The following is an 8,890-nucleotide window of genomic DNA, read 5'->3' as shown; positions in this document are numbered from 1 at the left end:
CCGGACTGGCGGTGACAGCCTGTGGAGCTGGCGTAAGACCTCAACGGAGCACTCCGGGCGGGCAGTCGGCGACGAAGCAGGAAACCCCACGGCGCAAGCCGTAGGAATCCCCCTCCTTCAGGAGGGGGAGGAAGTCAACGCGTCGCGTTCCTCGGCCGTGAACCCGTCGTGCTTCTCGGCGGTGGCGGTGGAACTCCTGGCGGACTTCTTCGTGCTCGTCATGGGGGGGTTCCTTCCGGACCGGGGTCGGGGAGCGGGGGCCGGGGCCTGGGTCAGGACGAGGACGCGGAGCTGAGCGAGGCGGCTTCCCAGGCGAACCCGTCCGGGTCGGTGAAGGACCCGGAGGAACTGCCCAGGACGATCCGGTGCGAGCCGGTGCCGTCGTCGGCGACACCGAGGTCCTTGGCCAGCCCGCGGCGCTTGTACAGCGCCAGCTTGACCGGGCTGGATTCGTCCGCGGTGAACTCGGCGTACTTGCCGCCGAAGCTCTTGCCGACGGTCAGGCCCTGCTCGACGTAGAACCGCTTGCTCGCCTTGACGTCCTCGACGCCGAGCAGGAGCACGATCTCGTCGATCTTCTTCGTGGCGGGGCCGGTGTCCTTCTTCGCGGAGGTCGCGACCTTCCAGATCGTCCCGTCCGGGGCCTGCACGACGCCGCCGTAGCCCCACAGCGACTTCTCGACGGGCTTCAGCTCGGTGGCGCCGGCCTCGAGGGCGGCGGCGATGAGGTTTTTGACGTCGGCCGGCTGGGACACCGTGAGCGCCAGCGTGAACCCGCGGAAGCCGGTCGAGGGCGTCTCGCCGGCCCGCAGGCGCACCTGGGAGCCGAGTCCGAAGGCGGTGGTGTAGAAGTGCTGGGCGGCGGCGGGGTCGGCCACCTCGAGGGTGATGGATGCGATGGAAGTCATGCCGATCACGCTAGTTGCGGTGCGGGTGCGGTGGCTTCTTCATTCCTGCTCGATCCGTCCGCCGGGTCACTCACATACCAGGCGATGGCGTGCGTCCCGTCCGCCGCGCGGCGGGCGTAGAGCTGGGGCGCCATGCCGGCCAGCTCGGTGAAGCGGGCGGTGAAGACGGCCGGGGACGGGCAGCCGACCGCGGCGCAGACCTCGGTGACGTCGAGGTCGCCGCGGCGCAGCAGTGCCATCGCCTGCTCGATGCGCCGCGTCGTCAGATAGGCGTACGGCGACTGGCCGTAGGCGAGGCGGAACTGCCGGCCGAGGTGCCCGGCCGTCATGTCCGCGGCGCGGGCGAGTGCCTCGAGGTCCAGCGGCTGCGCGTAGTGCCGGTCGATCCGGTCGCGGACGCGGCGCAGTCGCGCGAGATCGAGCAGGTGCTGCGCGGCGATCCGCGCGCGCCGCCATGCGGGATGGCACATGGGAGAACTCCTTCCTCTCGTGTCCGGGAGAACCTCGGTGAATGCCGGGAGCGGAGCAGAAAACAGAGCAGGGCGGGGCGGGCAGGTCCGGCCCTGGCCGGAGGGGTCAGCGGGTCTCCGGTCAGCGGGTCTCCTGGATGCGGACCAGGTTGCCCGCCGGGTCGCGGAAGGCGCAGTCGCGGACGCCGTGGGGCTGCAGGAGCGGTTCCTGGACGACCTCGGCGTCGCTCGCCTGTACCTGCGCGAAGACGGCGTCGAGGTCGTCGGTGGCCAGCACGATCCAGCCGTAGGTGCCCTTGGCCATCATCTCGGCGATGGTGCGGCGTTCGGCCTCGGTGACCCCGTGGCCGGCGCCGGCCGGTGCGAGCAGCAGGGACGTGCCGGGCCGGCCGGCGGGGCCGACCGTGATCCGGCGCGCCCGGCCCTGTCCGACGTCGCTGCGGACCTCGAAGCCGAGGACGCCGCGGTAGAAGGCAAGCGCGGCGTCCGGGTCGTCATGCGCGATGACGCTCGTATGAATGGTGAGATCCATGCCCGTCACGCTAGCGGCGGCCCGGTGAGCGGGGCTTCTCGATTCCTGATCCGTCCCCCCGTCTCCACCTGCCTGCCCGCCTGCACCTGCCTGCACCTGCCTGCACCTGCCTTCTTGTACGTCCGCGCCCGTCCGCCTGCCCTGTCCGTCTGCCTGCCCGTCCGCCCGTCCGTGGTCCGGCCGTTGGCCGCGAACCGCCGTACCGCCGTACCGCCGCATTGCGCACCGCGCACTGCGGGCCCCTGAACTCCCGCGGTGCGGTGTTGTTCCTGTCCGTGCCGAGCGGTTGCCGTTCGCCTCTGTGCCGGATCCCGAGCGTTTCTCGAGCCGGGCGCGACGCCGACGCGTCACGCTGCTGGGTGGATCAAGAGGGAGTGAGGTGCGGGATGGACCACGCGGTGGAAAGGGCGGTCGCCTACATGCGGGAGCGTTGCGGTGAGCCGCTGACTCTCGCCGGGATCGCCGAAAGCGCTCTGCTCAGCCGTTTCTATTTCACGCGGGTATTCAAAGCGGAGACCGGGCTCACTCCGGGGAGATTTCTGGCCGCGGTCCGCATGCACGAGGCCAAACGGCTGATCGAGAGCACCTCGATGAGCATCACCGAGATATCCCTGGCGATCGGGTACAACAGCCTGGGTTCGTTCACGAAGTACTTCACGGCCAGTGTCGGAGTGTCTCCCGGCCGGTTCCGCCGGCTGTCGCGGGACGGGCTGCACGGACTGCCGGACCCGGAGCCGGCCGCGTGGCCCGGGGGCGGCACGGTCGCCGGGACGATCAGCCTGCCGGAGGGCCACGGCAACGCCCGCGTGTATCTGGGTGCCTTCCGCACGGCCGTCGTCCAGCACGCGCCGCTCGCCTCGGTCGTCGTCGACGTGCCCAGCGGCCGGCCGTCCTGCTACTCCCTGAAGAACGTTCCCGGCGGGAGCTGGCACCTGCTCGCGGTGGCGCAGGCCGCCGGTGTCGGGCCCGGTCCGCAGGCCGGGCGGACCCTGCTCGTCGGGGGGCACGGCCGGCCTGCCGTGACGGTCGCCGCCGACGGTGTCACCAGCGCGGCGGTGCGGCTGCGCCCGGTCCGGGCCACCGATCCGCCGGTCCTGCTCGCGCTGCCCGCGCTGGACCCCCCGGCCACCGTGATGGCGCACCCCGGGTGCGCCTCCGTCGCTCCGGCTCCCGGTGGCCCGCGGCGCCGGGCCGCGGGCCATCTGCGGCTGGCGTCCGTCGCGCCGGCCGCCTCAGGGCCGTGAGCGCGGGGGAGTGCGGCACAGTTCCTGGCGGGTCTTGAGCCGTTCGGCGAGCTGGCCCCACTCCCTGCCGATGTGCTCGGCGATCGGGGCGATGACGCCGAGCCAGTGCGGCGGGACCGCGTCGACGAGCGTGCGCCAGTCCTCGCCGGGCTCGGTGGCGTGCAGCTGCATCCAGCGCAGGAACTCCCGGCCGCCGGCGGTGTAGCGGATGGCGGGGTCGGCGGCCATCTTGGCCGCCACCGCCGCCCAGGTGGGCGGGGGGTCGGTGTGGTTCCTGCGGTGCCCCGGCGCGGCGTCGGCGTTGGGTGCCACCCGCAGCGGCGCCCGCCCGGTGCCGTCGAAGACCGCCTCCGCCGCCTGCGCCGTCCGCTCGTCCTGCCCCGACGGCTGGACCGGCGGCATGGACTGCATGGACTGCATGGACTGCAGGGAGGGGAGGGACTGCATCGGCTGGACGAACTGCACGGGCCGCATGTGCTGGGGGCGGGCGGCGCTCTGGCGCCCGTCGCGTTCGGGGCCCTCGCCGCGCCGCAGCCGCGCGCTCACGTCGTGGACCGTGCCGAGGGACACATCGGTCTCCCGGGCGACCTGGCGCAGCGGAGCGTCGGGGTGGGCGGCGATGTACTGGGCGGCGCGCCGGCGGCCCTCGCCGGCGTCCACCGGGCGCCGGCGTCCGTCCTGGCCGATGCGCTTGCCGTCGAGCGGCGGGTGGCCGGCCGTCCTCTCGCGCAGCGAGGCGATCGTCTTCGCGCTCAGGCCGGTGATGCCCGCGATGGCGCGGTCGGACCAGTCGGGGTGGGAGGTCAGCACCCGCTGGGCTCCGCAGACACGGTCGGCCTTGGACAGCGGCAGTCCGTGCGCGCCGTTGGCCTTCATGGCGATGACCAGGGCCTCGGCGTTCGAGCAGTCCAGGAAGCGCGCCCGGATGGTGTCGTCGCCGCGCAGCCGGGCGGCCTCCAGCCGGTGCAGTCCGTCGATGATGCGACAGCCGTCCACCTGGACGAGGATGGGCGGCAGTTCGGCCGAGCCCGCCGCGTCGACGAGGAGCTGGATGTGCGCGGCGTCGGTGCCGCTCTGGCGCAGGGACACCCCGGGCGACAGCGCGGTGAGCGGGACATCGCGTGCCGGCAGTTTCTCGAAATTCTTCAGATCGAATTCGCCGCGGGTCGAAGAATCGACGCCCTCCATCCGGACGGGGCTGAATGCACTCGTTATCAAGACGGCTTGCGCGTTGCTCTGAGCCATTCCTGTTACTCCCTCTCTGCTGCCGCTGCCGACGAGCGTCGCAGGAGGGTCTTTAGCTGCAGTCGAGAGCAGGTCGACGTTCTCTGGAAACACGACGCCGCGGGCGTCCGCCGGATCGGCGGACGCCCGCGGCGGGCGCGGAGGCCAGGCAGTCAGGCGTCCCTGCGCTGCAGCAGTACCGCCGCGACGGCCAGCAGGGCGGCCGTCCACAGCGCGAGCACCCCCAGGCCCTGCCAGGGCCCCAGCACGTCGCCCGTGCGGGGGTGCTGCTGGGTGATCAGGTATCCGGCCTCCGTGGGGAGGTAACCGTGGATGTGCTTGCCCACGCTGCCGGGCAGCAGCTTGGCCATCGGGGCGATCACCAGGACGAAGGCGATGACACCGGTGATGCTCGCCGCCGTGTGCCGGATGATCGCGCCGATCGCGAGCGCGAACAGACCCAGCAGGGACAGGTAGAGGCCGCAGCCGACGACGGCCCGCAGGACCCCCGGGTCGCCGATCGCGACCGGCGCCTTGCTGTGCAGGATCGGCGCGCCGATGAAGAAGGAGCCGAACGCGGTCAGTTCGCCCACGGCCAGCACCAGCAGCCCGAAGACCGCGCCCTTGGCCGCCAGCACCGGCACCCGCTTGGGCACCGCGAGCAGGCTGGCACGGATCATGCCGGTGGAGTACTCGGAGGCGATGACCATCGTGCCCAGCACGCAGATCGCGAGCTGGCTGAGCAGGATGCCGCTGCCCAGGATGGTCCCGGTCGGGTCCAGCCGCATCGCGGCCTGCTGGGAGGCATCGCTCTTGTCCCAGTTCGCGACGCCCATCTCCATGAACAGCACGGTGAAGACGAGGGTGAGCACGACCAGGATGGCCAGCGACCAGACGGTGGAGCGGACAGAGCGGATCTTGGTCCACTCGGAGAGCATCAGCCGCCCGAAGCTCGGCCGGTGCGCTACGGCGGCTGTGCGCGCGGGGGCGCTCAAAGTGGTCACTTCACGCCTCCGGCGGTGGGTGCGACGGCGTCGTACTCGACGGCGTCCCGGGTCAGTTCCATGAAGGCGTCCTCGAGCGATCCGCGCCGGGTCGACAACTCGTGCAGGACCAGGCCTTGAGCGGCGGCGATCTCGGCGATGCGCGGGGCCTCGACCCCGGTGACGTCCAGGTCGCCGTCGCCGGTGCGGGCGACGGTGGCGCCCTCGGCCTCGAGCAGCGTCACCAGCCGCGCCCCGTCGGGGGTTTTGACCAGGACGGACTGCTCGGTGCTGCGCTCGATGAACTCGCTCGTGGAGCAGTCGGCGACCAGCCGGCCGCGGCCGATGACGATGAGGTGGTCGGCGGTGACGGCCATCTCGTTCATCAGATGGCTCGAGACGAAGACGGTGCGGCCCTCCGCCGCGAGCGACTTCATCAGGGTGCGGATCCACACGATGCCCTCGGGGTCGAGACCGTTGACCGGCTCGTCCAGCACCAGCACCGCGGGATCGCCCAGCAGCGCTGCCGCGATGCCCAGCCGCTGCCCCATGCCCAGCGAGAAGCCGCCCGCCCGCTTGCGGGCCACCGCGGCCAGCCCGACCCGCTCGATGACCTCCTCGACCCGGCGCCTGCCGAAGCCCTGCGTCTGGGCGAGGCAGAGCAGATGGTCGTAGGCGCTGCGGCCGGTGTGGACCGCGCGCGCCTCCAGCAGCGCGCCCACCACCTGCATCGGCTGCGCGATATCGCGGTAGCGCACACCGTCGATGGTGGCCTCGCCGGCATCGGGCCGGTCCAGTCCCAGCAGCAGCCGCATGGTGGTGGACTTGCCTGCGCCGTTGGGGCCCAGGAAGCCGGTGACCCGGCCGGGCTCGACCGTGAACGACAGGTCGTTCACGGCGGTCTTGTCGCCGTAGCGTTTGGTGAGGTTCTTGGCCTCGATCATGGTCACCTCGGTTGAATGGCCTGCGAGAGTTTCACCCGGGGAAAAAACGCTCCCCACCCGCCTGTGATATCAGGAGTGCTATTCCGTTCAGTAGTCGCAGACCGTCCCGGTCCTGAACGATGGCCTCCGCTTCACCCCGTGGTTATTTTGGCAGCGATGACCGTCCGCACAAGCGCCTGTTTCATCTGCTTACTTTCCTCGGTTGAACCCGCAAACCCATGAGGGTGGCCATGAATTCAGTCACGAACGATCCACCCGGCACCGCCCGGCGCCCGGTGATCGGGATCTGCGCGCGGACCGCGCCGGTCACGCTCCAGGGCAGCGACCTGGCCGTCAGCCTCGCGCTCCAGTCGCACGTGGCCTTCCTGTCCGAGGCGGGCTGCACACCGCTGCTGCTCCCGCTGCTGCCCGGCGCGGCGGACCTGGTGGACCGGCTCGACGGCCTGCTGATCCCGGGCGGCCCCGATCTCGATCCGGCGCTCTACGGCCAGGACCCGCACCCGGCGACCCGGGCGATGAGCCCGGACGCCGACCGCGTCGAACTGGCGCTGGCCAGGAGGGCACTTGACGCCCGCCTGCCGGTCCTGGCGATCTGCCGGGGCATGCAGCTGCTCAACGTGCTGCACGGGGGCACCCTCGAGCAGCACCTGCCGGACACCCTGGGCCACGACGGCCACCGTCCGCGCACCGCGTCCTTCACCTTCGGCCGCCATCCGCTCAAGCTCGGGCCGGGCAGCCGGATCGCGGCCGTCCTCGACGAGGACGAGCCGTGGACCGCCTGCCACCACCACCAGGCCGCCGGCCGGCTCGGCGCCGGCCTCACCGCCACCGGATGGGCCGCCGACGGGATCGTCGAGGCCGTCGAAGTCACGGACCACCCCTTCGCGGTCGGTGTGCAATGGGAATGCGGGCAAACATCCGACAGACGACTTCATGAGGCACTTGCTCAAGCCGCCGGACGCCCGAAGAATTAGCGGGCCGCCGAAATTCCGTCACCGTGGGAAAAGGCGACCCTGAGGGCAGAGTCTTTTCCGATCCCATGCGAAGGAGAATTAAAGATGCCGCCGCGGATGCCCAACCCGTCGCTGGTCGTTCCCGATGTCCTGCCGCCCATGCGCGCCCTGGTCAAGGCCGTCAACAGTGTCGGCGTGCCGTTGCAGACGCTCGTGCTCATCCACCTGCGGGTGAGCCAGATCAACGGCCGCGATGTCCAGATACCCGTGAAGAAGCGCGAGTTCGAGGAGGCGGGGGAGGAGGACCACCGTCTGCCCCTGGTGGAGACCTGGCGGGAGCAGACCTGCTTCACCGACGCCGAACGCTCCGTGCTGGCACTGGCCGAGGCCGCCACCAGCATCGAGGGCCACAAGGACCCGGTGTCGGACGAGGTCTGGGCCGAGGCCGCCCGGCACTTCAACGAGCAGGAACTGGGCGCGGTGGTCCTGCACATCGGTCTGGTCAACCTCTGGAACCGCGTCAACGTCGCCACCAAGCAGGAACCGGTGGACTGGCGCATCAACCCCAAGACGTGGACCCCGATGACCACACGGCTGCCCAACGCCTCCTGACCCCGCTCCACCCCTTTCCCGCTCCCGTTCCCTCCCTGTCACACCCGAGGCCCTGTCCGGCGGCACCACCACCGGACAGGGCCTCGGGCGTCCACCTGACCCCAACGCCTGCGTGTCCACGGGACCCGCACGGGCCCGCACCTATGTGTGCGGGCCCACGAAGCCCCGCACTGGATCGTGCGAAACCCGGCGTATGTTCCGACTCGTCTGTCGCAGTTGGGAGGTCATGTTTCCTTATGAAACAACTGCCCGGGTCAAGTGGATCGGCTGCCTGCCCTGCCCGTCCGGAGCTGCGGTTTGCGCGGTATCGGCGACCAGGTTGGCAGCGGTGTCACTCTGGCGCTCAGGAACTCTGACGCTCGTCCTGAGCGCTTGTCAGGCTCGCAGGCAAATCCGTCCGTGTGAGCGTCGACGTTGTGGCGGAGTGCTCCCCGGTCAGTCCACGTCCGGCTCATCGGACGACTCCTCGAGAAGCAAAGCTGCAAGGGCGTCGGCCCAATCCACGGCCCAGGCGCGCAGCGCGGTGATGGTGGCCTCATCGAGGCCGTAGGCGGCGAAAGCCTCGTCGTCGGTCCACTCCGCCCCTGTGAGGCTGGCCTGCAGGTCTTCCCGCTCAAAGCGGCCACGGGCGTGCCGACGGCCGAACTTCTCGAGGTCGCCCGTGCTCCAGCGATGTGAAGCCGCGTAGACGTCGATCAGATCGCGGGGCGCACCGCGGTCAGCGAGGGCGCGGACCTTGGTCCCGATCACGTCCTCTTCCGCGAGGACGGGCCCGTACGAGCTCTGGACGACCGGCCGCCAGAAAACCTCCTTGAGGATGTCGACCTCGCAGTCCTGCCCGGTAATCGGGTCGGACACGTTGAATCCTCCCCCAGCTAAAGCAGGGGGATTCCTGGCTCACGCTACCTGCGGGCCAGCGACCCGGCAGGTCTTCCGCGATCAACACCAGCCGGGTTGAAACCAGCCCGGTTTGATACAGCAAAGCGTGGAGGTGCATGTGCTGTCTTGGCTCTCGATCAG

Annotated in this window: 9 protein-coding genes and 2 pseudogenes; 4 read left to right on the top strand and 7 right to left on the bottom strand. The window is 70.7% G+C overall.

What is annotated here, in order from left to right; genetic code table 11:
- Window positions 1–104: pseudogene (locus tag ACWD68_RS41020) on the top strand (RNA-guided endonuclease InsQ/TnpB family protein); the annotation flags it as partial.
- Window positions 105–272: 168 nt separating this feature from the next.
- On the opposite strand, the gene ACWD68_RS41015 reads toward ACWD68_RS41020, so the two are convergent.
- The 3 genes from ACWD68_RS41015 to ACWD68_RS41005 form a co-directional block, all read right to left on the bottom strand.
- A complete protein-coding gene (locus ACWD68_RS41015; protein ID WP_451811570.1) occupies window positions 273–908 on the bottom strand; it encodes a glyoxalase in 636 nt (211 codons plus the stop codon).
- A 5-nt stretch (window positions 909–913) separates the two neighbouring features.
- On the bottom strand, window positions 914–1,378 hold the full coding sequence (locus ACWD68_RS41010) for a helix-turn-helix transcriptional regulator (protein WP_451811569.1): 465 nt from the start codon (window positions 1,376–1,378) through the stop codon (window positions 914–916).
- A 121-nt stretch (window positions 1,379–1,499) separates the two neighbouring features.
- The gene (locus ACWD68_RS41005) at window positions 1,500–1,910 is read right to left on the bottom strand and encodes a VOC family protein (RefSeq protein WP_451811568.1); all 411 of its coding nucleotides are present in this window, start codon (window positions 1,908–1,910) and stop codon (window positions 1,500–1,502) included.
- A gap of 386 nt (window positions 1,911–2,296) precedes the next feature.
- On the opposite strand from ACWD68_RS41005, the gene ACWD68_RS41000 reads away from it, so the two are divergent.
- The gene (locus ACWD68_RS41000) at window positions 2,297–3,154 is read left to right on the top strand and encodes a helix-turn-helix transcriptional regulator (protein WP_451811567.1); all 858 of its coding nucleotides are present in this window, start codon (window positions 2,297–2,299) and stop codon (window positions 3,152–3,154) included.
- On the opposite strand, the gene ACWD68_RS40995 is transcribed toward ACWD68_RS41000, so the two are convergent.
- From ACWD68_RS40995 to ACWD68_RS40985, 3 genes are all read right to left on the bottom strand, one after another.
- A complete protein-coding gene (locus ACWD68_RS40995) occupies window positions 3,143–4,399 on the bottom strand; it encodes a nuclease (protein ID WP_451811566.1) in 1,257 nt (418 codons plus the stop codon). The two genes, ACWD68_RS41000 and ACWD68_RS40995, sit on opposite strands and share 12 nt — an antisense overlap.
- Before the next feature lie 152 nt (window positions 4,400–4,551).
- Window positions 4,552–5,382 (bottom strand): ABC transporter permease, encoded by an 831-nt coding sequence (locus tag ACWD68_RS40990; protein WP_451811565.1) that lies wholly within the window; start codon window positions 5,380–5,382, stop codon window positions 4,552–4,554.
- The gene (locus tag ACWD68_RS40985) at window positions 5,379–6,305 is read right to left on the bottom strand and encodes an ABC transporter ATP-binding protein (RefSeq protein WP_451811571.1); all 927 of its coding nucleotides are present in this window, start codon (window positions 6,303–6,305) and stop codon (window positions 5,379–5,381) included. The genes ACWD68_RS40990 and ACWD68_RS40985 overlap by 4 nt, the downstream gene beginning before the upstream one ends.
- Before the next feature lie 230 nt (window positions 6,306–6,535).
- Between ACWD68_RS40985 and ACWD68_RS40980 the strand changes: the two genes are divergently transcribed.
- Both ACWD68_RS40980 and ACWD68_RS40975 read left to right on the top strand, forming a co-directional pair.
- Window positions 6,536–7,279 (top strand): gamma-glutamyl-gamma-aminobutyrate hydrolase family protein, encoded by a 744-nt coding sequence (locus tag ACWD68_RS40980; protein WP_451811564.1) that lies wholly within the window; start codon window positions 6,536–6,538, stop codon window positions 7,277–7,279.
- 84 nt (window positions 7,280–7,363) lie between these two features.
- Window positions 7,364–7,870: a carboxymuconolactone decarboxylase family protein gene (locus ACWD68_RS40975; RefSeq protein ID WP_451811563.1), complete on the top strand. Its 507-nt coding sequence runs from the start codon at window positions 7,364–7,366 to the stop codon at window positions 7,868–7,870.
- 435 nt (window positions 7,871–8,305) lie between these two features.
- Here ACWD68_RS40975 and ACWD68_RS40970 read toward each other — a convergent pair.
- Window positions 8,306–8,734 (bottom strand): annotated as a pseudogene (locus tag ACWD68_RS40970) (nucleotidyl transferase AbiEii/AbiGii toxin family protein); the annotation flags it as partial.
- Between the last annotated feature and the right edge of the window lie 156 nt (window positions 8,735–8,890).

Source organism: Streptomyces sp. NPDC005141, from assembly GCF_053599975.1.
This window is presented reverse-complemented; position numbering and strand designations above follow the sequence as displayed.